Origin of the sequence: Streptococcus oralis, assembly GCF_023110435.1 — a bacterium.
Taxonomy (GTDB): Bacteria; Bacillota; Bacilli; order Lactobacillales; family Streptococcaceae; genus Streptococcus; species Streptococcus oralis_CF.
In genome coordinates this window covers 195,856-220,358 of sequence record NZ_JALDWB010000001.1, presented here as the reverse complement: position 1 = coordinate 220,358, position 24,503 = coordinate 195,856, and the positions used below count along the sequence as shown (strand labels likewise).

Annotated in this window: 22 protein-coding genes, 2 tRNA genes and 2 other annotated features; of the genes, 9 read left to right on the top strand and 15 right to left on the bottom strand. The window is 42.6% G+C overall.

Annotated elements, in window-relative coordinates:
• The first annotated feature begins 111 nt into the window (after nt 1–111).
• From M1F97_RS01100 to M1F97_RS01085, 4 genes are all read left to right on the top strand, one after another.
• The gene (locus M1F97_RS01100; RefSeq protein WP_247943918.1) at nt 112–1,383 is read left to right on the top strand and encodes a replication-associated recombination protein A; all 1,272 of its coding nucleotides are present in this window, start codon (nt 112–114) and stop codon (nt 1,381–1,383) included.
• Between the two features lie 264 nt (nt 1,384–1,647).
• Nucleotides 1,648–1,720: transfer RNA gene (locus tag M1F97_RS01095), tRNA-Lys, on the top strand.
• 354 nt (nt 1,721–2,074) lie between these two features.
• Nucleotides 2,075–2,590, top strand: coding sequence for a DUF308 domain-containing protein (locus M1F97_RS01090; RefSeq protein WP_000672740.1), 516 nt, complete (start codon nt 2,075–2,077; stop codon nt 2,588–2,590).
• A gap of 62 nt (nt 2,591–2,652) precedes the next feature.
• Nucleotides 2,653–2,725 (top strand) — tRNA-Lys (locus tag M1F97_RS01085).
• Between the two features lie 140 nt (nt 2,726–2,865).
• Here M1F97_RS01085 and M1F97_RS01080 read toward each other — a convergent pair.
• Both M1F97_RS01080 and M1F97_RS01075 read right to left on the bottom strand, forming a co-directional pair.
• Entirely contained in the window at nt 2,866–3,954 is a 1,089-nt protein-coding gene (locus M1F97_RS01080) for an AI-2E family transporter (RefSeq protein ID WP_247943917.1), read from the bottom strand.
• A 9-nt stretch (nt 3,955–3,963) separates the two neighbouring features.
• Nucleotides 3,964–5,253 (bottom strand): DUF308 domain-containing protein, encoded by a 1,290-nt coding sequence (locus tag M1F97_RS01075; protein WP_247943916.1) that lies wholly within the window; start codon nt 5,251–5,253, stop codon nt 3,964–3,966.
• 803 nt (nt 5,254–6,056) lie between these two features.
• Here M1F97_RS01075 and M1F97_RS01070 point away from each other — a divergent pair.
• The 4 genes from M1F97_RS01070 (at nt 6,057) to M1F97_RS01055 (ending at nt 9,313) form a co-directional block, all read left to right on the top strand.
• Nucleotides 6,057–6,488, top strand: coding sequence for an Rrf2 family transcriptional regulator (locus M1F97_RS01070; protein ID WP_247943915.1), 432 nt, complete (start codon nt 6,057–6,059; stop codon nt 6,486–6,488).
• A 90-nt stretch (nt 6,489–6,578) separates the two neighbouring features.
• Nucleotides 6,579–7,583: an NADP-dependent oxidoreductase gene (locus tag M1F97_RS01065; RefSeq protein ID WP_247941103.1), complete on the top strand. Its 1,005-nt coding sequence runs from the start codon at nt 6,579–6,581 to the stop codon at nt 7,581–7,583.
• Nucleotides 7,584–7,596: 13 nt separating this feature from the next.
• On the top strand, nt 7,597–8,433 hold the full coding sequence (locus M1F97_RS01060; RefSeq protein WP_247943914.1) for an alpha/beta fold hydrolase: 837 nt from the start codon (nt 7,597–7,599) through the stop codon (nt 8,431–8,433).
• A gap of 1 nt (nt 8,434) precedes the next feature.
• Complete coding sequence (locus M1F97_RS01055; RefSeq protein WP_033584329.1) at nt 8,435–9,313, top strand: SDR family NAD(P)-dependent oxidoreductase; 879 nt, start codon at nt 8,435–8,437, stop codon at nt 9,311–9,313.
• A 155-nt stretch (nt 9,314–9,468) separates the two neighbouring features.
• On the opposite strand, the gene M1F97_RS01050 is transcribed toward M1F97_RS01055, so the two are convergent.
• Nucleotides 9,469–9,924 carry a GNAT family N-acetyltransferase gene (locus M1F97_RS01050; RefSeq protein ID WP_049551476.1) on the bottom strand — a complete coding sequence of 152 codons (456 nt, stop codon included), beginning with the start codon at nt 9,922–9,924 and terminating at the stop codon, nt 9,469–9,471.
• A gap of 69 nt (nt 9,925–9,993) precedes the next feature.
• Between M1F97_RS01050 and M1F97_RS01045 the strand changes: the two genes are divergently transcribed.
• Nucleotides 9,994–10,653, top strand: a complete 660-nt coding sequence (locus M1F97_RS01045; RefSeq protein ID WP_247943913.1) for a prepilin peptidase — start codon at nt 9,994–9,996, stop codon at nt 10,651–10,653.
• Here M1F97_RS01045 and trpA read toward each other — a convergent pair.
• The 12 genes from trpA to M1F97_RS00985 all read right to left on the bottom strand — a co-directional run bounded on the left by trpA (nt 10,625) and on the right by M1F97_RS00985 (nt 24,329).
• A complete protein-coding gene (trpA, locus tag M1F97_RS01040; RefSeq protein WP_247943912.1) occupies nt 10,625–11,401 on the bottom strand; it encodes a tryptophan synthase subunit alpha in 777 nt (258 codons plus the stop codon). The genes M1F97_RS01045 and trpA overlap by 29 nt on opposite strands.
• Entirely contained in the window at nt 11,394–12,617 is a 1,224-nt protein-coding gene (gene trpB, locus M1F97_RS01035; protein WP_000331265.1) for a tryptophan synthase subunit beta, read from the bottom strand. Before trpB (M1F97_RS01035) ends, trpA begins: the two co-directional genes overlap by 8 nt.
• On the bottom strand, nt 12,595–13,194 hold the full coding sequence (locus M1F97_RS01030; protein WP_247943911.1) for a phosphoribosylanthranilate isomerase: 600 nt from the start codon (nt 13,192–13,194) through the stop codon (nt 12,595–12,597). Before M1F97_RS01030 ends, trpB (M1F97_RS01035) begins: the two co-directional genes overlap by 23 nt.
• Complete coding sequence (trpC, locus tag M1F97_RS01025; RefSeq protein WP_247943910.1) at nt 13,181–13,948, bottom strand: indole-3-glycerol phosphate synthase TrpC; 768 nt, start codon at nt 13,946–13,948, stop codon at nt 13,181–13,183. The genes M1F97_RS01030 and trpC overlap by 14 nt, the downstream gene beginning before the upstream one ends.
• A complete protein-coding gene (trpD, locus tag M1F97_RS01020) occupies nt 13,945–14,949 on the bottom strand; it encodes an anthranilate phosphoribosyltransferase (protein WP_247943909.1) in 1,005 nt (334 codons plus the stop codon). Before trpD ends, trpC begins: the two co-directional genes overlap by 4 nt.
• A gap of 10 nt (nt 14,950–14,959) precedes the next feature.
• Nucleotides 14,960–15,526, bottom strand: coding sequence for an aminodeoxychorismate/anthranilate synthase component II (locus M1F97_RS01015; RefSeq protein ID WP_125837670.1), 567 nt, complete (start codon nt 15,524–15,526; stop codon nt 14,960–14,962).
• Nucleotides 15,523–16,884, bottom strand: a complete 1,362-nt coding sequence (gene trpE / locus M1F97_RS01010; protein WP_247943908.1) for an anthranilate synthase component I — start codon at nt 16,882–16,884, stop codon at nt 15,523–15,525. The genes M1F97_RS01015 and trpE overlap by 4 nt, the downstream gene beginning before the upstream one ends.
• 71 nt (nt 16,885–16,955) lie before the next feature.
• Nucleotides 16,956–17,181: a binding site (T-box leader), on the bottom strand.
• Entirely contained in the window at nt 17,178–18,356 is a 1,179-nt protein-coding gene (gene trpB, locus M1F97_RS01005; RefSeq protein WP_000208442.1) for a tryptophan synthase subunit beta, read from the bottom strand. (Overlaps the previous feature by 4 nt.)
• Nucleotides 18,357–18,517: 161 nt before the next feature.
• Nucleotides 18,518–18,749: a binding site (T-box leader), on the bottom strand.
• Nucleotides 18,750–18,783: 34 nt separating this feature from the next.
• A complete protein-coding gene (locus M1F97_RS01000; RefSeq protein WP_247943907.1) occupies nt 18,784–20,013 on the bottom strand; it encodes a DegT/DnrJ/EryC1/StrS family aminotransferase in 1,230 nt (409 codons plus the stop codon).
• 42 nt (nt 20,014–20,055) lie between these two features.
• A complete protein-coding gene (locus M1F97_RS00995) occupies nt 20,056–20,748 on the bottom strand; it encodes a sugar transferase (RefSeq protein WP_049479912.1) in 693 nt (230 codons plus the stop codon).
• 103 nt (nt 20,749–20,851) lie between these two features.
• Entirely contained in the window at nt 20,852–22,594 is a 1,743-nt protein-coding gene (locus M1F97_RS00990) for an ABC transporter ATP-binding protein (protein ID WP_247943906.1), read from the bottom strand.
• Nucleotides 22,584–24,329 carry an ABC transporter ATP-binding protein gene (locus tag M1F97_RS00985; RefSeq protein ID WP_247943905.1) on the bottom strand — a complete coding sequence of 582 codons (1,746 nt, stop codon included), beginning with the start codon at nt 24,327–24,329 and terminating at the stop codon, nt 22,584–22,586. Before M1F97_RS00985 ends, M1F97_RS00990 begins: the two co-directional genes overlap by 11 nt.
• Nucleotides 24,330–24,503 lie beyond the last annotated feature (174 nt).

Genomic DNA, 24,503 nt, shown 5'->3' with positions numbered 1-24,503 from the left:
TCCTCTTTCTATGCGACTCTTAAATCGCCCCGATTGCTCGGAAATATGCTAAAATAGATACTACCATCTTACCACATATACATCAGAAAATCCACGTTAGAAAGGACTGCTATGCCAGACAATCTCGCGCTTCGCATGCGCCCTAAAACCATAGACCAGGTCATCGGTCAGGAGCATCTGGTCGGACCTGGAAAAATCATCCGTCGCATGGTGGAAGCCAACCGTCTGTCTTCCATGATTCTCTACGGACCTCCGGGCATCGGCAAGACCAGTATTGCCTCTGCCATCGCTGGAACAACAAAGTATGCCTTTCGAACTTTCAATGCGACAGTTGATAGTAAAAAGCGACTGCAAGAAATCGCGGAAGAGGCTAAATTTTCAGGTGGTCTCGTCCTATTACTAGACGAGATTCATAGACTAGATAAAACCAAGCAAGACTTCCTCTTGCCTCTCTTGGAAAGTGGACTGGTCATCATGATTGGGGCTACAACTGAAAATCCTTTCTTTTCTGTCACTCCTGCCATTCGTAGCCGTGTTCAAATTTTTGAGTTGGAACCTCTGTCTAACCAAGACGTCAAAGAGGCCCTGCAGATAGCTCTAAGTAACCCTGAGCGTGGTTTTGATTTTCCAGTAGAACTAGATGAAGACGCGCTGGATTTCATCGCAACCTCTACAAACGGAGACCTGCGTTCTGCCTTTAACTCGCTGGATTTGGCAGTTCTCTCTACCCCTGAGAATGATAAGGGCATCCGCCATATCACTCTAGACATCATGGAAAGTAGCCTGCAGCGGAGCTACATTACCATGGACAAGGATGGAGACGGTCACTATGACGTTCTATCTGCCCTGCAAAAGTCTATCCGTGGCTCAGATGTTGATGCCAGTCTTCACTATGCTGCCCGCTTGATCGAGGCTGGTGATTTGCCAAGTCTCGCTCGTCGTTTGACTGTTATCGCTTATGAAGATATCGGTTTGGCCAATCCTGAAGCCCAGATTCACACTGTGACTGCTCTGGATGCTGCTCAAAAGATTGGTTTCCCAGAAGCACGTATTCTCATTGCCAATGTCGTGATTGATTTGGCCCTTTCTCCAAAATCCAACTCAGCTTATGTGGCTATGGATAAGGCACTTGCTGACCTCAAAACATCAGGGCACTTGCCTATTCCGCGACACCTGCGTGATGGTCACTACAGTGGAAGCAAGGAACTAGGGAATGCCCAAGACTATCTCTATCCACACAACTATCCTGGAAATTGGGTCAAGCAAGACTATTTGCCAGAAAAAATTCGTAATCATCACTATTTCCAAGCAGAAGATACTGGTAAATATGAACGGGCTTTGGCTCAAAGAAAGGAAGCTATCGACCGTTTGCGAAAAATCTGAAATCCTTTTCAAAAAATTGCACTTACCTCTTGATTTTTTTTGAAAAAGTGGTATTATATAAACATAGAAACGCTGTGGTGTACGACTTCACACTTAAGTGTTGACCGACTATTTTTTGTATTATTAGGGAAACAAAAGTCTTCTAACAGCATGTAGGCCGTCTCACACGGAAACAGCTTCAGTTAGAGCGAGTTGCCCACCTGCTTAATTGCGCGGGTTCAATACAAACCGTGAAGTTTCGGCACCAATACAGCTTTTTTCTTTGCCTCCTTAGCTCAGCTGGCAGAGCAGCGGACTCTTAATCCGTGGGTCACAGGTTCGATCCCTGTAGGGGGCATCTAAATACAACAGGAAAAAGCCTTGTAAATCAAGGCTTTTTTTGCTTGTCTATAACTGATTTACCCCATCATTTGTCCCACATTTTAAATCTATCTTTTCTTTTTGAATCAAATTACATCTTTACAAATAGTGTAAAGCCAGTTACTTTTGCTTTGATTCCATACAATATTTTCATGTAGAGAAGACAAATTTTATCTTCTCTTTTTATTTTCAAAATAATAAAAACTGATTTTCTTTTCATAAATCAGACTGAAACTTCCAAATTTTCCATTTTGTTTATTGACATTTCCTCTAAAAAGGTGTATAATATTTTTATTATCAAACTATACTATACTATATAGGGGGTATTGAAATGAAATTTTCTAATCGTTTACTGCTATTCCTTGCAGGAGTTGTTTTTGTCCTTTTAGGACTTTTCCTATTTACAAACCCAGTAGCTAATCTTGTTGCTTACAGCTGGTGGATTGCATTTGGTTTACTGGTTTCTTCTATAGCAGCTATTTTAGGCTATTTCTCTGTACCAAAAGAGCTTCGCTCACCAGCTCATCTTTTCCAAGGGATTGTTAATCTTCTCTTAGCTCTTTACCTCGTTGCCTATGGCTTTGTGACGCTGCCAGTTGTCATTCCAACTATTTTAGGAATTTGGTTAATTGTAGAAGCCATTATAGTTTTCTTTAAAGGCAATCGTCTGGGATTGATTTTCCCTATTATTGGCAACCATATCATGTGGATAGCGTTGCTTGCATTTTTACTAGGTCTAGTGATTTTGTTCAATCCAGTAGCTACAAGTGTCTTTGTCGTTTATGTCGTTGCCTTTGCATTTTTAATTGTTGGTTTCACCTATATCCTTGATGCCTTTCGTAAATAATCTAGCTGCCATTTTGGGCATATTAAAATAGCTGGGAAGTTACATTCTCAGCTTTTTCTGTTGCCTCCTTAGCTCAGTTGGTAGAGCAGTAGACTCTTAAGCTATGGGGCGCAGGTTCGAGCCCTGCAGGGGGCACATCTAAATCAACAGAAATAAGCCTTGAAACCAAGGCTTTTTTTAACGTCTAATAGCTTTTTGTAGAAAAGTATTTAAAAATAAAAGAGAAGAGAATCTCTCACTCTCTTCTCAGTATATCTTATTAAATTTAGTTTTTCTTAATCTAGCTGATTTTCCTTTGCAACGACAAATTCCTTAACCAATCGATAGATAACAGCAAATATCGGTGTAAAGAATATCATCCCAAGTAAGCCAAAGAGATTGCCTCCAATACTAGCAGCCGCAAGCGTGAAAATAGCTGGCAAACCAATAGACTGACCTACAACTCTAGGATAAATAAGGTTTCCTTCAATCAGCTGTATAACTTGATATAGAAGAAGAGAAAGTAAGGCTTGAGTAGGACTCACTGTGAAGATAAAAATCGCTCCCACAACACAAGCAATCATAGGCCCTACATAAGGAATGAACGATAGCACTCCTGCAAAGATACCTGTCATTACTCCATAGGGTATCCCAAACACGCTGTAACCAACCGCTATCATAACTCCTATGATGACTGCTTCAATCAGCTGACTCATCAAAAATTGGTCATAAGTCTCTAGTGCTACTTGTCCAATGCAAGTTAACTTTGTCACCACTTTCTCTGGAAATATAACTTTTAGAAGTCGACTCGTCATCGCTGCCAGATGTTCCTTACTGGATAAAAATGAAAAGGTAAATACTATAATCAGAAAGGCATTCATTATACTTGAAAAAATATTTCCTATATTACTAGTCAGACCGGATAAGAAGGTTATCAAAGCTTGACTAATAGAGCTAGACTGTCCCTGAATTCCTGATACGATAGTTGACAGCATGTCTTTGGTTACAAATTCCGAGCTGTCTAGCAATTTCCTAAGTTGAGTCAGGACTGTTGAAAGGACTGTTCCCAGCTGACTAATAGTCTGAGCTAGGGTTGGCAGCACCAAAACCAAAAGAGCAATCACGATTAAGATAAGAGCTAGGAAAACAAGTACCATGGCAATCGGACGACGCAACTCTGCCTTTACCTTCAATTTAACTAAATACTGTTCAATTTTTTTCATAGGAACATTAAGCACAAAAGCAATAACAGCACCATAAATCAAGGTTGATATTACATCAAAGAGAGAGATTGCTCCTGATATAAAGCTCGATGCATTCAGAATTACAAGAGCAACCAGCCCTATAAAAAGGATTAACGGAGTATATTTTTTAACTAAGTTCATAAATTCTCCTTAATAAACATGTTTAGATACGACTATACTATTTGGTTTTTCAAACTCTCGATCAAGGTAGGCTTGGTAAGTTCCTGGAGCGATAAATCCTTTGGGTGAGAGGATATCGGTGCCAGCCTGACCGACTATGGTATCAGCCAAGAGCACACAGTTTGTAGATAAGACAAAGTAGGATTTAAACTTAGATTTGATAAATTTATAAAGTTCCCCATCTGTCTCATGTCTGATTTTATAAGCGTAGGTGTAGTCTTCCTTACCATCACCTGTCATGATTTTATCTGCACTTGGCTCCCATGGAATCGTCAGTTGTTTCAATTCAGCCAACTTTTTCTGAACTGCTTTTTCCATTTCAGGCGTCAAATCTATCCCATAACCAAAAAGCGTTTTTTGACTCTCGCGTTTACATAGGTCAATGTACTTGTCACGATCACAGAAATATAAGACACCATCTCCTACCATGCCAAATAAGGTCTCAGAAGACGGATCATAGTTGCCATAAGAAATAACACGGCCTTGATAGCAGATATCCACATGACCAATTGCCGAAAACAGAGAGGTCTCAGCTGTATGAATAAAAATTTCAAGCTCCGCTGTCTTACCAGACTTCACCATTCCAAGATGGATATCCTCTCTCTCATCAGCATTTTCCTGCATGAATTTATTGATTTTTGCTAAAGTACTTGCAGGGATGAGAGCGGCTAGGACAATAGGTAAGCTAATTCTTACACGACGTTTGAGATGGTTTTTCCCAATTTCCTCCTCAAACAAGAAACCGTCACGGATATTGGACACACCATAAAGGAAAAAATAAGCCCCTAATACAAAGAGTTGAAAAACAGAATTTCCTGTAGAGGACAAAAGACTAGTCCCACCAAGAAAAACTAGTACGAGTCCATCTAGTAAGAGACGAAAACGAGGTCGAATTTTGTTTTTGCGGTAGAGAACATAGGTGACAAGGTTGATAGTAGCATGAAAAATCTGATAAACTCCAATCACAAGAGCCAAAATATAAATCGGCACATCCGTCGCAAGATTCGAGCCTAGCAAATATCCCAGCACTAACAATTTAACCAGTGCAACTCCCAAGGTATCCGTTGACTGGCTTTTTTTGAAAACTCTTAATAGCAAATCTACGACCGTTGCTATCCAAGCTAAAAACAGAACCAGGCGAATAACTGTTACTGGCAACCAAGTCCCCGTGACCATCAAGATGAGACCTAGCAGAACAAACAAGAACCCCTGAGCAAGTAATTTCTTACCTGTCAGACCTAAAGATAGAATTTTCGCCATATAAAAACCTTTCAACAATAAAAATTAAACACTCCGATTAAACTGACTAGTAAATAGCCAACACTACAAACAGCCTGTGCCAGCAACATATGGTGACTAGAAATGACTGTAGTAATGTCACCATCTTGTCTTATGCACTTCTAAAATTTGTTATATTGATTAGAAACCAGAGCTTATAAAAACTAGCTAAACTCGAGAGATAGACACAATTGCGACGAAAAAATGTATAACCAATTCAACTTGTTAAGGTAAGAAAGCATTATTTCCAATCTATTAATTATTCATCTATTACCTATTATGACACAATATTCCCTATAGTTCAACTTTTTACTTGTTTTTATATTACACGGACTAAAAAGTTTTCAACAGTTGATTGCATTTGTTTTAATAAGTTTTAACCTTTCTTGGTTAGATAAAAAAAGAACCATACAGTTTAGAATCTGTATGGTTTTTGCCCCACTTTTGTCCCATTTTTAAATCATGACATTGAAAATACCTAAAATCACTTATATTTCAATATTTTTAATTGCTCTCAATATGAAAGTCCTTTCCAAATCCCTGTAGGGGGCATCTAAATACAACAGGAAAAAGCCTTGATTTACTAGGCTTTTTTGTGTATCTGTTCTACTTTTGTTCTACCAATGGATAGTAAAGATATAATTTTGTGAACACCCTTTCCAGACAGCTCTAATCTGATTGCACTTAAAATTTTAAAAAATTTAAAACAAAAGTCTTGCTTTTCTTTTTATTTTTGATATACTTGTTCTTGCACCTGATACAGGTTTGTCAAAAGAGGAGTTCAGATGGATACAAAATTCTCAGTTGCTTTGCATATCTTAACAATGATTAGTGAAAGCAAGGAAACCTTAAGTTCTCAAGCATTAGCTATTAGTGTTGGGACTAATGCTAGTTACATTCGAAAAGTGATTGCCTTATTGAAAAATGCAGATTTGATTCGTTCCCATCAAGGAAAAACAGGTTATCAACTCAGTAAGTCTCCAAAGAAAATGACTTTACTAGAGATCTACTATGCTACTCAAGAAATCAATCACATTAGTTTATTCCCTGTTCATCAAAATAGCAATCCTGATTGCCCTGTTGGAAAACATATCCAAGGAGCAGTTTCACCGCTTTTCGCTAGTGCCGAATCTCAATTAGAGAAGGAATTAGCAAATCAAACTTTAGAAGATGTCATTGACAATCTATATAAACAAGCTAAACAAGCCCAAAACTGATTTGATAACAAGTCAGTTTTTACTGGAAATAACATATACTTGTATCAGATACAGGTATAAAATCATATAGAAAAAGAAAAGAGAAATCACATGAAAGCCGCACAACACACTACTTATAACAAAAACAATATCACACTGAACATCACAGAAATCGCTAAACCAAGTATTACAGACAAACAAGTCTTGGTGAAAGTCACCGCAGCCGGTGTTAATCCTCTCGATAACATGATCTCTCGTGGTGAGGTCAAGATGATTGTTCCTTACAAACTTCCTCAAACTGCAGGTAACGAGGTCGGTGGGATCGTTGAAAGCATTGGCAAGCAAGTTGACAACTTTCAGATAGGAGACCGTGTCTTTGGCCGTCTGCCACTTGATCATATCGGCGCCTTTGCAGAATACCTAGCTGTCGATAGCCAAGCCTTAGCCAAGGTTCCAGACTATCTATCAGACGAGGAAGCTGCTGCTGTTCCGCTTACTGCCTTGACTATCATGCAGGCTCTTGACCTCATGGGCGCTCAAGCTGGGAAAACGATCTTTATTTCTGGTGGGACTGGTGGTGTCGGTGGTATGGCCATTCCGATTGCCAAGGCCAAAGGTTTGAAGGTCATTACCAACGGTTCTGGAGATAGTGCTAAGCGTGTGTTGAAACTAGGAGCAGATAGATTTATCGATTACAAAACAGAGGATTATACAAAAACGGTTAGCGAGGTTGATTATGTCCTCGATACTCTCGGTGGAGCTGAAACTGAAAAACAAATGTCTATCATGAAAAAAGGTGGTCATCTTGTTTCACTTCGTGCCATGCCAAACGGTGCCTTTGCCAAACGCATGAATCTACCAAAATGGAAACAGATGATTCTTGGCTTAGCAGGTCGCAAATTCGATAAGATGGCGGAAAAATATGGTGTCCGCTACCATTTTATCTTTGTAGAAAGCAATGGCGCTCAATTACAAGAGGTAGCTGACCTCTTTAGTAAATTAGAAATCAAACCCTCTATCGATACAGTTTATCCATTTGAAGAAGTGAATAGCGCCTTAGACAAGGTCGCTAATGGTCGCTCACGTGGAAAAACAGTCCTCAGCTTTAAGAAATAAAAAGGAAAACACAATGTCATATCTTACTACAAAAAATCAATACATCACGGTCGACGGGAACAAAATCGCTTATCGCGAACTTAGTAAAGGCAAATCAAAACTACCTCTTCTGATGCTGGTCCATTTGGCAGCAACTCTCGATAACTGGGATCCTAAACTCTTAGACTTGATTGCTGAAAAGCACCATGTCATTGTAGTCGATCTTCCTGGAGTAGGAGCCAGTCAGGGCAAAGTTGCTCCGACTATTCCTGGAATGGCTGAGCAGACAATTGACTTTGTAAAAGCGCTTGGTTACGATAAAATCAATCTTCTTGGCCTTTCTATGGGAGGTATGATTGCCCAAGAAATCATCCGAATCAAGCCTACTCTAGTGAACCGTTTGATTTTGGCTGGAACAGGACCTCGAGGTGGAAAAGAGGTCGATAAGGTCACAGGGAAAACCTTTAGTTATATGTTTAAAGCTGGACTCGAGCGCATCGATCCTAAACGCTATATCTTCTATAATCATGATGATCAAGGGAAAATTGAAGCCTTGAAAGTCCTAGGACGAATGGGTATGAGAACAAAGGAATTTGCGGATAAAGATATGAACCTATCAGGATTCCTAACTCAACTCAAAGCTATTAAACGTTGGGGGAAAGATTCGCAAGACGACCTAAAATTTATCATCCAACCAACCTTAATCGTCAACGGGGACAAGGATATGCAGGTTCCAACGGAAAATTCTTATGATATGCATGAGAAAATCGAAAATAGTAAGCTGATCATCTATCCAAATGCTGGTCACGGTTCGATCTTCCAATATGCAGAGGAGTTTTCAAAAAAAGTCATTGCTTTCTTGGAGGACTAAGATGGTCAAAACTATTCTGATTACAGGTGCTACTGACGGTATCGGTAAACATTTGGCAAAGAAATTGGCTAGTGAAGGGCATCATGTCATCCTCCATGGTCGAAATCCTCAAAAACTTGAGCTGGCGCTTCAAGAGGTTAGGACCGTTTCCTTGAGAGGCAGAGTTTCTAGCTACCTTGCAGATTTTTCAAAATTAGATGATGTTTATCGATTTGTAGAGGAAATCAAGAGAGAATTTCAAAGTATTGATGTCTTGTTTAACAATGCAGGCCTTTATGCTGGAAAAGAACGAAAAGCGAGTGCTGAAAATGTCGAGTTGACCTTTATGTTATCTGTTCTGGTTCCCTATATTTTAACAACTAAGCTAGGTCCCTTGTTAGAAAAAGCGTCTGACGGCCGTGTCATTAATACTTCTTCCTATATGCATCATTTTGCTAAGGTTAAGGATTTAGACTTTGGATTTGAGACGAACTACAATCCTGGTTTGGCCTACAATAATTCCAAACTTTACACTATTTGGATGACACGCTATCTAGCAAGGGATTTCTTTTTAAGAGGTTCAAATATCACCATCAATTCTTACCATCCTGGCTTAATTTCAACAAACTTAGGGAATTATTCCAGTGATGAAAAGACGAAAAAGTCTCTCTTCGGACGCTTGATGAAGTCATTTTCCAAAAATCTAGACGAGGGAATTGAAACAGGCTACTATCTTACATTATCAGAAGAAATCATTGGTTTGACTGGCTACTATTTTGATGATAAAACTGTCAAAACAGTTTCTGAAAAAGGGTATACACTTGAAAAAGCTCAAGATTTAACCAATTACTGTAATGATAAAATTAAGTTATTTAAACAGAAATATGTTGAGTTTGATTAAAAATTTAATACAAGAGGAAGACTGGACAGGAACTCAATTTCAGGAGAAAACGAAGTAAATCTTCCCACAATAAAACGCATAATATCAAGGTTGTTCAAACTGGATACTGTGCGTTTTTCAGATTTCAAAGACTTTTCCTAGCCACTTTTTTGCTTCTATCTCCCCTTTTTCATGATGTATTTTCGTATAGGTGTTTCAACCATTTGAACGATTTCAAATCCTTCTTTTTGATAGAGGTGCTTGGCTACTTGATTTGCCTCGAAGACATTTAGAGAGATACTGTCTATATCTCTATTTTCAAATGCTAAACTAACAAATTTCCTTAAAGCCTGGCTACCTAAGCCTTGCCCCTGTTTCTGAGGATTGATAAAAAATCTTCCAATATGAAGATTGCTGTCTTCTTGCCTGATTTTCTGGATAAGCCCCACAAACTCTTGTCCTTCAAAGATTGAAAAGATTCCTTCCAAGTCTTGAAAGACTTGAATTGTCAAGGGGAAAGGAATCATTGGTCCCATCCATTGTTCTTGAAAGGATTTTCCAAGGGAGTTGGACCATTGGCATACGAGCTGAGCGTTTTCTGTGCTCATCTTTTCTTCAAAACGAATTGTCATCTTGACCTCACTATCTTGTCTATGTTTCTTTATTATACTACTTCTACTATTTTTTACGAATAGATAAGTATGATTGATATTTATTTTTTTCTTGTCGGGAGCATTCTCGCTTCCTTTCTTGGTTTGCTCATCGACCGTTTTCCTGAGCAATCCATTATCCAACCTGCTAGTCACTGCGATTCCTGTCAGACTCGCTTGCGTCCCTTAGATTTGATTCCGATTCTCTCGCAGGTCTTCAATCGCTTTCGCTGTCGTTACTGCAAGGCTACTTATCCAGTCTGGTATGCCCTCTTTGAATTAGTCTTAGGGCTCATTTTTCTGCTTTACTATTGGGGATTACTTTCCTTGGGACAAGTCATTCTAATCACTGCTGGTTTGACCTTGGGCATCTACGACTTTCGCCATCAGGAATATCCCTTACTGGTCTGGATGACTTTCCACCTAATCCTCATGGCCTGCTCTGGTTGGAATCTAGTCATGGTCTTCTTCCTTATCCTTGGAATGTTGGCTCATTTTATCGATATTCGCATGGGAGCAGGGGATTTTCTCTTTTTAGCTTCTTGCGCTCTCATCTTTAGCGTGACTGAACTACTGATCTTGATTCAGTTCGCTTCTGCGACGGGCATTCTAGCCTTTCTCCTGCAAAAGAAAAAGGAAAGACTTCCTTTCGTGCCTTTCCTCTTACTCGCTGCTTGTGTGATTATTTTTGGTAAGCTACTGCTTGTTTGATAAAGTCCTCAATCGGCTCTCCTTGGTGGAGAGCTTTTACAATTTTCGAACCGACGATAACGCCATCTGACACCGCATTGAAACGTTCTACATCGGCTTGACTAGATACACCAAAACCTGTCAAGACTGGGATATCCGCTACTCGATGCAGTTGCGCTAAGTGCTTGTCCAAGTCTGCACGGTAATTGCCGGATTTCCCTGTCACCCCATTGATGGCAACAGCATAGACAAAGCCTTCTGCCCCTTCAATCAACTCTTTCTGGCGCTCAATTCCTGTCGTCAAACTAACTAGAGGAATCAAAGCAATGTCTGTATCTGCCAAAAATGGTTCTACAAAGTTAGCATGTTCATGAGGCAGGTCTGGGATAATCAAGCCCTTCACAGCTGTATCCGCCAAATCTTTAACAAAGTTCTCCACACCGTACTGAAAGAGGGGGTTGAAGTAGGTCATGATGACCAGCGGAACCTCTGTTTCAATGGTTTTCAAGGTTTCAACCAAAGTCTGGGTAGAAGTCCCATGGGCTAAACTGCGCAGGCCAGCTTCTTCTATAACAGGTCCATCTGCGACAGGATCTGAAAAGGGAATACCCACTTCAACAGCCGAAACACCCAAATCTTCTAAAAAGTGTATTGTTTCTCCGAGTCCAGCCAAACCTTTCTCATGGTCACCAGCCATGATATAGGGAACGAAAATTCCTTTTCCAGCTGCTTTTATAGCGTTTAATTTCTCTGTTAGTGTCTTAGGCATGAGCTTCTCCCTTCTTTGCTGCATCTGCTTCCAAGCGGTCTTTGACTTGAACCACATCCTTATCTCCACGACCTGATAGACAGACTATCATGGATTTGTCTGGTCCAAGTTCTTTGGCCAATTTCACTGCAAAAGCGATGGCATGGCTAGATTCCAAGGCTGGGATAATCCCTTCCACACGAGACAAGAGTTGGAATCCTTCCAAGGCTTCCTCGTCTGTCACAGGAACATAGCTGGCACGTTTGATATCGTGGTAGTGAGAATGTTCTGGACCGATACCAGGATAGTCCAAACCTGCTGAGATAGAGAAGGCTTCAAGAATTTGACCATGAGCATCTTGGAGCACATCCATGAGAGAACCGTGGAGGACACCTGGACGTCCCTTGGTCAAGGTAGCTGCGTGGTGCTCCGTATCCACACCAAGTCCAGCCGCTTCAGCTCCATACATAGCTACTGACTCATCTTCTACAAATGGATGGAAGAGACCGATAGCGTTAGAACCACCACCAACACAGGCCACTAGGGCATCTGGCAGATCTTGACCTGTCAAGTCACGGTACTGTTGTTTAGCTTCTCGACCGATGACACTTTGGAAGTCACGAACGATTTCTGGGAATGGATGAGGACCCAAGGCAGAACCAAGAATATAGTGAGTATCATCGATATTAGCTACCCATGAACGAAGAGCTGCATTGACCGCATCCTTGAGCACGCGCGAACCATCTGTCACGGCCTCGACCTTGGCTCCCAAAAGCTCCATACGGAAGACATTTAGGGCTTGGCGTTTGACATCTTCCTCACCCATGTAAATGGTACATTCCATGTTAAAGAGGGCCGCAGCTGTTGCAGTTGCCACACCGTGCTGACCAGCACCTGTTTCAGCGATAATTTTCTTTTTACCCATACGTTTAGCCAGAAGAACTTGTCCCAAGGCATTGTTAATCTTGTGGGCCCCTGTATGGTTGAGGTCTTCCCGTTTGAGATAAATCTTGGCTCCGCCGATATGCTGGGTCAAGTTTTTTGCGTAGTAAAGGGGAGTTTCACGTCCTACATACTGGCGTAAGAGCTGGTTTAATTCCTCTTGGAAACTTGGGTCCGCCTGACTTTCACGATAAGCTTTTTCCAACTCCAAAACTGCTGTCATCAATGTTTCTGGGACGAAACGTCCACCGAATTTTCCGTAAAATCCATCTTTATTTGGTTCTTGATATGCCATGCTTTACCCTCTCTATAAATCTTCTAATCTTTTCCTGATCTTTTTGTCCATCTGTCTCCACTCCGCTCGATACATCTACTGCATAGGGAGTGAAGTGTTGAATTGCTTTTGCTACATTGTCTTCCTTAAGCCCACCTGCGATAAAGAAGGGCTGAGCAAGTTCTGCTGTATCCAGTTGACCCCAGTCAAAGGTCTGACCACTCCCTGCCACAGGCGCATCAAAGAGTAGATAGTCTGCCCGAGAATGAGGCACATGACCATTTCCATCCACCTGCACAGCCTGAATGCTGGCACAAGGCAGATCCTCAAACAAATCATCTGCTACCTGACCATGAAGTTGAACCAAGTCCAAACCAACTTTTTCAATCGCTTCTAGCAGTTCTGCCCGACTTGGTGAAACAAATACGCCAACTTTTTTTACATAGGAAGGAATGAGCTTTGCCAGCTCAGCAGCCTCTTCCAAGGTCACCTGCCTTTTACTAGGTGCAAAGACAAAACCGATGTAGTCTGCCCCTGCTGACACAGCTGTCTCTACCGCTTCTTTGGTCGATAATCCACAAATTTTAACCTTTGTCAATCTGCAACTCCTTGATTCTTTGAGCCACATCTTCTGCCTGCATGAGAGCTGTGCCCACCAAAACTCCGTTAAAGTATGGTGCTACTCGTGTCGCATCCTGCCCTGTGAAAATGGCAGATTCAGAAATGTAATAGCGACCTTCCTCAAAATGCTGGGCCAAGTCTACACTGGTCTGCAAGTCGACTTCAAAGGTGGTCAAGTTGCGGTTATTAACCCCAATAATCTCAGCACCAAGCCTGTGGGCCACTTCTAGTTCAGCTAGATTGTGAGTCTCCACCAAGACTTCCAAACCAAGCTCTGTCGCGTAGTCATAGAGTTCCTTGAGGCGTTCTTCTGACAAGGCCGCGACGATGAGCAAGATAACTGTCGCCCCTGCATTCCGAGCTCGGATGATTTGCTTTTCATCGATGATAAAGTCCTTGTTGAGCGTTGGAATGTTTACCTGACTGGAGATCTCACGTAAATAATCCAAATGCCCTTTAAAGAAAACTTCATCTGTCAAAACCGAAATCATCACTGCGCCGTTCGCTTCATAAGTCTGGGCCTGTTGCACAATATCCACATCGAGATTGATATCTCCCAAACTAGGGCTAGCCTTCTTGACCTCAGCGATTACCTGCAAACGGTCCCGGTGATTCTTCAAAAATTCTGCCAAGTGATAGGTCTGGCGCAAGGGCTGGACTTCCTCCAGCTCCATTTTCTCGACCTCACGCGCCTTCTGCTCCAAGATTCGTGCTAAAAATTCCTGACTCATTTTTGGTACTCCTGTAACAGTCTGAGTTTTTCAAGGGCCTTGCCACTAGCAATCACTTGACGGGCCAAGGCTACTCCTTCCTTGATACTAGCTACCTTACCATTAGCATAGAAACCAAGACCTGCATTTAAAACTGTCGTTTCCAAGAATGGACTTGGTTCGTTATGAAGAACGCTGAGCAAAATTTCTGCATTTTCCTGAGCATTCCCTCCACGAATATCTTCGATAGCGTAGCGTTCCATCCCCAAATCCTCTGGAGTGAAGCTTGACAAGGTGATTTCGCCGTTTTCAAGAAGAGCAATCTTGGTTGTTCCGTTCAAGCCAGCTTCATCTAGCCCTTCTGGTCCAGCAACCACGATGGCACGTTTGCGACCCATATTTTTCAAAACCTGAGCGGTACTTTCTAGCAGTTCTGGACGACTAATACCAAGCAACTGTGTTTCCAAGGCCATTGGGTGAATCAGTGGACCAGTCAAGTTCATGATTGTTGGAATTCCCAACTCCAAACGAGCTGGCATGATGTATTTCATAGCTGGGTGCATATTTTTAGCAAAGAGAAAGACGATTCCAGTTTTATCGAAAACCTTACCTAGTTCTGCTGGTTTGAGGTCAAGATTGATGCCCAATGCTTGAAGGACATCTGCCGAACCCGATTTAGAAGAAATCGAACGGTTACCGTGCTTGGCCATGTGAATGCCGCCACCAGCCAAGACAAAGGCTGCAGTTGTGGAAATGTTAAAGCTGAAGGACTTGTCTCCACCAGTACCACAGTTGTCCATGGCATCATGTATCTCAGTTGGAATGTGTTGGGCATGGCCTCTCATGACTTGTGCAATGGCTGTGCGTTCTTCCGGTGTTTCCCCCTTCATCTTAAGGGCCAAGAGAAGAGAAGCAATCTGCGCTTCGGTTACACGCCCAGTTACGATACGTTCAATGACGTCCGTCATTTCCACACCTGATAAATTTTCAAATTTTGCTAATTTTTCAATAATCTCTTTCATCCTAGTTTCCTCACTTTACAACCTTCTCGATAAAATTCCGAATAGAAGACAAGCCATCTGGCGTTCCGATACTTTCTGGATGGTACTGGAAGCCATAAATTGGAAGTTTTTTGTGTTGGATTCCCATAATGGCTTGGTCATCAGTCGAACGAGCTGTCACTTCAAACTCTTCTGGCATTTCTTCAATCAAAATACTGTGGTAACGCATGACTGGACGACCATCCTCAATGCCTTGATAGAGAACAGATGGCGCTTCAAAGCTGATGTTGCTCTGTTTCCCATGCATGACTTTTGGAGCCAAACCTAGCTTCCCACCAAAGACTTCTGCGATGGCTTGGTGCCCCAAGCAAATCCCTAGAATTGGTTTCTTGCCAGCAAAATCACGAATCATGTCTTCCATCTTTCCAGCATCAACTGGCCAACCAGGACCCGGAGAAAAGACCAGACCATCTGCTTTTTCAGCTTCTTCATACAGCTTAGGATCATCATTTCTCAAGACTTGCACTTCTGCGAAATTCCCAATGTACTGAGCCAAGTTATAGGTAAAGGAATCATAGTTGTCAATCAATAAAATCATGGTCTTAGTTCTCCAATTCTAGTCATAGATTTAGCCTTGTTAATGGTTTCTTGGTATTCGTTTTGGGCGATGGAGTCATAGACAATCCCTGCCCCAGCCTGCACATAGGCTTTTTGATTTTTGAGAATCATAGTTCGGATGGCAATGGCGAAATCCATATCACCCGTCGCAGACAAGTAGCCGATTGCTCCTGCGTATACACCTCGTTTTTCTGTTTCCAGTTCATAGATGCGTCTCATGGCCCGAATCTTTGGAGCTCCTGAAACTGTTCCAGCTGGAAGTGTTGACTTCAAGGCATCCATAGCAGTGAGTTCTGGAAGCAAACGCCCTTTCACAACACTGGTCAAATGCATGACATAACGGAAGAGCTCCACTTCCATATATTTGGTGACTTGGACACTTGCCGTTTCAGAGATGCGACCGATATCATTGCGTCCCAAGTCTACCAACATCCGATGTTCTGCTGTCTCCTTCTCATCAGAAAGCAGGTCAGTCGCCAAGACCTTGTCCTCTTCATCCGTAACCCCTCTTGGTCGCGTACCAGCAATCGGATTGGTTGTCACGATGCCATTTTTGACAGAAACCAAACTTTCAGGACTGGCACCGATGATTTGATAATCCCCAAAATCATAGAAATAGAGGTAATTAGATGGATTGGTCACGCGAAGATTTCTGTAGAAGTCAAATGGATTTCCAGTAACCTCTGCTGAGAAGCGCTGACTGAGTACGCATTGGAACATATCACCATTACGAATCAAGTCACGAGCGGTTTCCACCATTTCCTCAAACTTATGAGGAGCGATATGCGGTTTGAAGTCCAGCGGAGATAAATCCAAGTCTTCAAATTCATTTGAAGCAGGGATGCGTAATTCCTCAAGCACTTGGTTCAAGGCTTCTTGCAAATCTTCTTGACTACGCTCGCTGTAAAGAGCATCCTCAATGACATGAATTTTTTCCTTCTTGTGGTCAAATACCATGTAGCTCTCATAGACAAAGAAATGCATGTCTGGCGTCCCAATCGTATCCTCAGGGATTTGACCAATTTCTTCATAGAGCGAAATCATATCATAACCGACAAAGCCAATAGCTCCCCCACCAAAAGGTAGATCTGAATGGTGCTGGCTCTTATGAGTCACTTCATAAAGGAAATCCAAAGGATCCCGATCAATCACTTGACCATTTTGATAAAGGACTCCATTTTCAAACTTAATCTCAAAAACTGGATTATAGGCTAGGATAGAAAAACGAGCGGTTTCCTTGTCTCTAGGAATACTTTCTAAGATAACCTTGTGTTGCCCTTTTAAGCGCATATAAGCCAAGATTGGTGATAAGACATCTCCATGAATGATTCGTTCCATTGTAATTTCCCTTTCAGTTCTACTTCTAGTCCGTGGCGATTGTATGAAAAATCCCCACGCAAAATAACTTGCGTGAGGACGAAATTCGCGGTGCCACCTCAATTATAGGATTTCTCCTATCTCTCATTCCTGTCTCAGAAAGCTCCTGTAACAGGCTGTGCGATAAAGGGCACTCCCTTGAGAATTATGTTTTCTTCTCTCGTTTCAGATGGACCCAACCTTACAGCTTTCTCTGCTTGTTTCCAGCAACCACAAGCTCTCTGGGAAAGAAAGTACTGTAATTTTTCCATCTTTTATTTTTTAGCTTCTAGGTAGTCTGCAATCGCAGCTACGTCCTTGTCTCCACGACCAGAGACATTGATGATGATAATGTCATCCTTACTAAGTTTCGGTGCACGTTTAACCGCTTCTGCGATAGCGTGCGAACTTTCGATCGCTGGGATAATCCCTTCAGTCTTGCTTAGAAGGAGCAAGGCTTGAACAGCTTCTTCATCTGTCGCTGCTACGTATTCTACGCGGCCAGAATCTTTGAAGTAGGCGTGTTCTGGGCCAACCCCTGGATAGTCCAAACCAGCTGAGATAGAGTAAACTGGCGCCAGCTCTCCATCTTCCTTAAAAACTGCATAAGTCTTCATACCGTCGACAATTCCGACACTACCTTTTGTCATAGTGGCTGCGTGCTTGTCTGTGTCAAGTCCGTGACCGGCAGCTTCGACCCCAACCAATTTGACTTCTTCATCAGCCACATACTGTGAAAAAGCACCGATGGCATTCGAACCACCACCTACACAGGCAATAACGTAGTCTGGTAAACGGCCTTCTTTTTCTAAGATTTGACGGCGAGATTCTTCACTGATGACCTTTTGGAATTCATGGACAATGGTTGGATAAGGGTGAGGACCCACAGCAGATCCCAGAACATAGAAGGCTTCAAGGTCATTCATCCATGCTCCAAAGGCTGCATCAACCGCATCTTTGAGGGTACGAGTGCCTGTTTCAACTGCGTGCACAGTTGCTCCCATCATCTCCATACGGAAAACATTGAGACGTTGACGTTCCACATCTTCTGCTCCCATGTAGACATCACAGGCCATACCAAACTTGGCTGCAGCAGCTGCTGTCGCAACACCGTGCTGACCAGCTCCTGTTTCTGCGATCACTCGTTTTTTGCCCATACGTTTGGCAAGAAGAATTTGTCCTAAAACATTGTTGAGCTTGTGAGAACCAAGGTGGTTCAGGTCTTCGCGCTTGAGATAAATCTTAGCTCCACCTAGGTGGTCTGTTAAACTTTCCGCAAAATAAAGTGGTGTTTCGCGACCTGAATAGTCTTTTAAGTAATGGCGAAATTCTGCCAAAAATTCTGGATCATCCTTGTACTTGTCAAATGTCACTTCCAACTCATCCAACAAAGCCTGAATAGGCTCCGGTACAAAACTACCACCAAATTGTCCAAAATAACCTTTAGTTGTCATAAAATTTTCCTCTTTCTGTATGAATTCGGCTTTTTGTTTGCTTTTAGTAGTAGGCAAGGAACTGTAGATAGAACTCTAGTTCATCAAAGCGACTTAAGTCCCTAATAAAAGATAAACAAAATGACCGAAAGAAAAAAGCCCACACACGGAATTCACTTCCGTGTGAGGGCGTTGGTAACGCGGTGCCACCTCAATTATAAAGGGACTATTCCCCTTTACATCTCTGCCTTGTCTAACAACAAGTTGCACTGTAAGGTGTGCGCACCGAATTTTCATTGTTTCAAATTCATTTTTTAAATCAGCCCACTTTCACTACTTTCAATCACCTGTTCACAATCACCACAGGCTCCCTGAAGATCAAAAATAACTACTTTTCTGATTTATTGAGAATATTATAAGTTATTGTTCTATCTTTGTCAAGATTTTTTTATGATTTTTTTCCAGAACCAAGGATTTCTTCGGAAATTCTCACCAAAGTCTTAACGATGTAATCAACCTCATCATCGCTTAATTTTGTATGAAGAGGAAGGGTAATTTCATTTTCAAAGAAGGCATAGGCCTTAGGATAGTTCGCCATATCAAAGCCAAGATTCTTATAGGCTGTCAAGAGAGGAAGCGGTTTGTAGTGTACATTACTTGCAATTCCTGCTTTAGCCAATTCTTGGACGATGAGGTTGCGTTCTTCTAAGCTTGCTCCATCTACATGGGTGATGTAGAGGTGGCGTGAAGATTCGACAGTATCAGTCTTGTGTGCCAGTGAGTGAATACGAGTACCCGCAAAACCACGATCATAGCGGTCCACGATGTCCTTACGACGTTGCAGCAAAGCAGGGTAACGATCCAATTGTACCAAACCTATCGAAGCCATGATATCCGTCATGTTGCACTTATAGGCTGGTGTTACGATATCGTACTCCCATGAACCCAATTGCATCTTGGCAAGGGCATCCTTTGTTTGACCATGAAGGGAAAGAATTTGGAATTCCTTGTACATTTCTTCGTCGTCAATCGCTGGATTGGCTTTCCAAGTGGCACTTCCTCCCTCAGCAGTTGTAAAGTTCTTAACGGCGTGGAAAGAGAAAGAAGTAAAGTCAGCGATGGAACCAGCAGGCTGTCCTTTATAAGTAGATCCCAAAGCATGGGCACTATCAGAGACAATCACGATACGGTTAAAGGCTTTTTGCCACTTGCTAGCAGCTGTAAAGAGGTCACGTTTTTTCTCCACGACTTGGAACAAACGGTCATAGTCGCAAACAATCCCTGCAAGCTCAACAGGAATAATCACCTTAGTTTTCTCAGTAATAGCTTGCTCAAGCAAGTCATAGTCCATTTCAAAAGTATCTGCTTGGATATCCACCATGACAGGTGTTGCTCCCACGTGAGTGATGACACTACATGAAGCTGTATAAGTCATAGCTGGAACGATGACTTCATCACCAGGTCCCACTTCCAAAACACGCAAAATCAACTCAAGAGCGGCAGTCGCAGAGTTGAGGCAGACCGTCTTAGGTGTCTGTGTGTATTGGGACAAGCGACGCTCCAGTTCTTTTGTCTTCGGACCTGTTGTGATCCAACCAGAACGAAGGGTATCCGCTACTTCAGCAATTTCTGCTTCTGTAATATCGGGTGGTGAAAATGGAATATTGTAATTTGGCATTGATTTGCTCCTTTTATCTGTACTCATTTTCTCATGACTACTTTATTTTAGTACCTCAAACACGGTTTGAAACATGATTTTGATGTCTCCAAGGAAACTAAACTCTCGGAGATAGGCGAGGTTATAGCGCATCTTTTCAGGAAGGACATGTTCGACATAAGCCTGGTCAACTGACAGACCTTTCTCCGTCATTTGACTGATGATCGTATCCTCATCCTTGTAGTTGATACTGGCTGGAGAGGTGATTCCGGCTGGCAAGAGCAAGGTCGCCATCATTTCAGGGCTGTACTGCTCTGTGTAACGTGGCACTTCAGGACGGGTCCCTACAAAGGACATCTCGCCTTTAAGGACATTGACCAGCTGAGGTAGTTCGTCCAAACGCACACGGCGAATGAAATTCCCCACTTTGGTAATACGGCTATCGTTAGCAGAAGTCACCAGACTTCCTTTTTTATCCGCATCCGTTACCATAGTACGGAACTTCCAAATCTTGAACGGACGGTTGTACTGGGTCACGCGCTCTTGCTTGTAAATGACTGGTCCCTTGCTATCCAACTTGATCCAAATGCTCAAGATAAGAAAGATGGGAGAAGTCAAAACTAGCAAAAACAGGGCCAGAACCCAATCCAGGAAACGCTTGAAAATCAGCGAACCCTTCCTTTTAGAGACAAGCTGGTAATAAGACTCAACCTCGCTTGATTGCATTTCCACGGGCAAGTCTTCCCATTTCAGCATGCTGTTTCTCCTTTGTTTTTATTATACTATTTGTCAACATTTTTCATTATACCACAAAATGGAAAAGGCGGTGCAAGAAATCTGTAATTTAGAGGAATTCTTATTAGGACATGGCTCCAGCCTGCAAGCTATACATCTTGTAATAGGTTCCTCCCAGGGCCAAGAGTTCCTCATGGGTTCCACTCTCGATGATGCGTCCCTTGTCCAAAACATAGATACAGTTGGCATCTTGAATAGTTGAAAGACGATGGGCGATAGCAATGGTCGTCCGCCCCTGTCTCATCTTAGCTAGGGAATCTTGGACCAGACTTTCTGTTTCAGAGTCAATATTGGCTGTTGCTTCATCCAAAATCAGGATTTTAGGCTGACTGGCGACTGTTCTGGCAAAGGCAAGAAGCTGACGCTGGCCAGTAGAGAAGCTCGAACCACGCTCAGAAACAGGGGCATCATAACCCTGCGGAAGGTCCTGAATAAAGGAATCTGCATCGACAAAGGCAGCCGCAGCCTGGACCTGATCATCACTGAGATCTTGGTACATGGCGATATTGGACTTGATGGTCCCATGATAGAGGAAGGGATCCTGTAAGACCAGACCAATGTTTTTTCTCAGTTCTTCCTGACTGTAGTCTCTAATATCCACACTATCCAAGAGAACGCGGCCTGACTGAAATTCATAAAAGCGCATGAGGACATTGATAATGGAAGATTTCCCAGAACCTGTATGCCCCACAAAGGCAATGGTTTCCCCCTTGTTAACTGAAAAGGAAATGTCATCCAGAATCGGATGTTTACCGTCATATGAGAAACAGACATGTTCAAAACGGATATTGCCTTCTTTGACTTTAGCTTGCCCATCTTCTTGAAGAGGCTCATAGGTCGCTTCATCAATCAAGGCAAAGACACGGCTTGCAGACACCATGGATGTTTGAAGGGTTGAAAAGTTTTGCGTCACCTCAATCAGGGGATCAAAGAGACGGTTGATGTACTGGATAAAGGCATACATGGTTCCGGCCGTTATCCCGATAGAAAGACCACGGTAACCAAAGTAAGCCATCAAAACGGCATATCCTAGCAGTTTCAGCAAACTCATGGCAGGTCTTAAAAAGAGGGCATCCAAAGCCACAGAACGGTTGGCATAGACCAAGTGTTCTTGGTTAATCTCATCAAATTCTGCCTGCAGGCGCTTCTCTTGATTAAAGGCCTGGATAATCCTGATCCCATCGATATTCTCTGCCAGCTTACTATTGATATCAGACAAGAGACTTCTGGTTTTCTCGATGATTTTCACTGATTTTTTCCGATAGAGATTGACCAAAAGGAAAATCAAGGGTAGAAAAAGCAAAACTAATGCTGTCAAACGAAAATCCAGCACCAACATGGTATACAGGGTTGTCAGAAAGATGAAAACTGCTGAGATAAAGCTGGATAAAATCCCCGAAAACATATCACTGATGGTCTCGGTATCATTGGTCAAACGAGAAACGATGAAACCTGCTGGCGTCTTGTCAAAGTAAGACATACCCAGTTTTTCCATATTGGCAAAGGCATCGCAACGAATATCTCTGACAATACTGTAGGACACCCGCGCAAAGAGAAGATTACCGACATACTGGACCAGAGTTTGCAGGATATAAAGAGCATAGTAGGCCAGCAAAACGGTAATGGCAAGTTGGTTAAGACTACTGAGATACTGGTCGATAAAGTGGGAAGCCACAAGGGGAATGACACTTTTAATGACCGTAGTCGCGAGGAGAAAACTGAGTGCCAAAAAGGTCAGGAGGCCATAGGGCTTGAGATAGGACATCAAGCGCTTCAATACAGCCCATTGTTCTTGCTTATTCTGCATCTTCTTCTCCTTTCATTTCCAACTGCTGAGACTGGTAGGTTTGGGCATACCAGCCATCCAGGGCAAGCAGTTCTTCGTGCGTGCCCCGTTCGATAATTTGACCATTTTGTAGAACCAAGATCAGATCTGCATGGACAACTGCACTGAGACGATGAGCCGTGATGATGGTTGTCTTGTCCTTACGCGTCTCCTTGAGATTGTCGATGATAGCGTACTCTGTCTTGGCATCCACAGCCGACAAGGAATCATCCAAAATCAAGATATCAGGGTCTAAAATCATCGCCCGACTCATAGCTAGACGTTGCTTTTGCCCACCTGAGAGACTAACTCCCTTTTCACCGATCAACGTATCAAAGCCCTGAGGCATATCTACAATATCTTGGTAAACTTGAGCTAGCTTGGTCGCTTCCTCGACCGCTGAAAGGGACAAATTAGGATTTCCAAAGCGGATATTGTCTAAAATCGAAGTCGCAAAGAGGAACTGGTCCTGAGGAACATAGCCCATGAGACTTCGAAGGTCCGTCAGACGATAGTCCCGAATATCATGACCGTTTAGATAAATAGCTCCCTTATCCACATCGTATTCACGCAAGAGAAGTTTAATCAAGGATGTTTTCCCAGAGCCTGTCTGCCCAACCAAACCCAGGGTTTGTCCTTTTTCCAAACTAAAGTGAATATCCGTCAGTGTTTCCTCATTTTCAAAGGCAAAGCTGTCAATGGCGTACTCCAAGCGTCCATTTTCAATACCATCTAATGGAAACTCTGGGTCTTTTACTGGAGATTCCTGAGACAAAAGATTCTCAATCCGCTGGTAAGAAACCTTTCCTCGCTGAGTAATATTAAAGAGGAAACCAATAGCCATAAGAGGCCAAACCAGCATATCCAAGTAGCTGATAAAGGTGACTAGATTCCCAACGGTGATTTGCCCTTTCTGAACCATCAAGGAACCAATCAAAAGCGTTAAAACATAGGATGAACCAACAAACAAGAGAACCATAGGGTCAAAGAGACTATCGTATTTCATTGTTTGGAGGTTCTTTTGAAAGGTCAATTCATTGACTGCCTGAAAAGACTTCAACTCGTCTGCCTGATAACCAAAAGACTTGGTTACTTTAATACCTGATACGGACTCCTGTACCTTGTTATTGAGTTCAGAAAAAGCAGCTTGGGATTCGCCAAAGGCCTTGTGAGTCTTTCTCCCTAGACGACTGGTCGCATAAGCCATGAAAGGCAAGGGAAGAATGGCAACCAAGGTCATTTGCCATGAAATGCTAAAAAGCATAGTCAGCAAGGTCACCAGAGCCGTGATAGAGGCATCCACCGCAGACATAACACCGCCACCTGCAAGACGGGTCAAGGCATTGATATCATTTGTAGCGTGTGCCATCAGATCACCAGTCCGATAGGTCTGATAAAAGGCTGGAGACATTTTTGTAAAATGCTCAAACAAGCGAGACCGCATGATCTGCCCTAGACGGTAAGAAGTTCCAAGGATATACATGCGCCAAACATAGCGCAGATAGTACATCCCAAAGGCTGCCAGCAGCAGATAAAATAGATTAAGAAGGAGGTCCTGCTGGGTTAGTTGCCCCGACGTAATGGCATCAATCACCCGTCCCATGACCATGGGGGGAATAAGGTTGAGGACGGAAACCAAGACCAAAGCCACAATCCCGACTAGATAACGGCGTTTTTCTAACTTGAAAAACCACCAGAGTTTTTGAATAATGGACATAAAATCCCTTTCTGATTGCAAATGGAAACCTGAGGCCAAGACTCAATGAAAATCAAAGAGCAAACTAGGAAACTAGCCGCAGGTTGCTCAAAGCACTGCTTTGAGGTTGTAGATAGAACTGACGAAGTCAGTAACCTACATACGGCAAGGCGACGTTGACGCAGTTTGAATTTG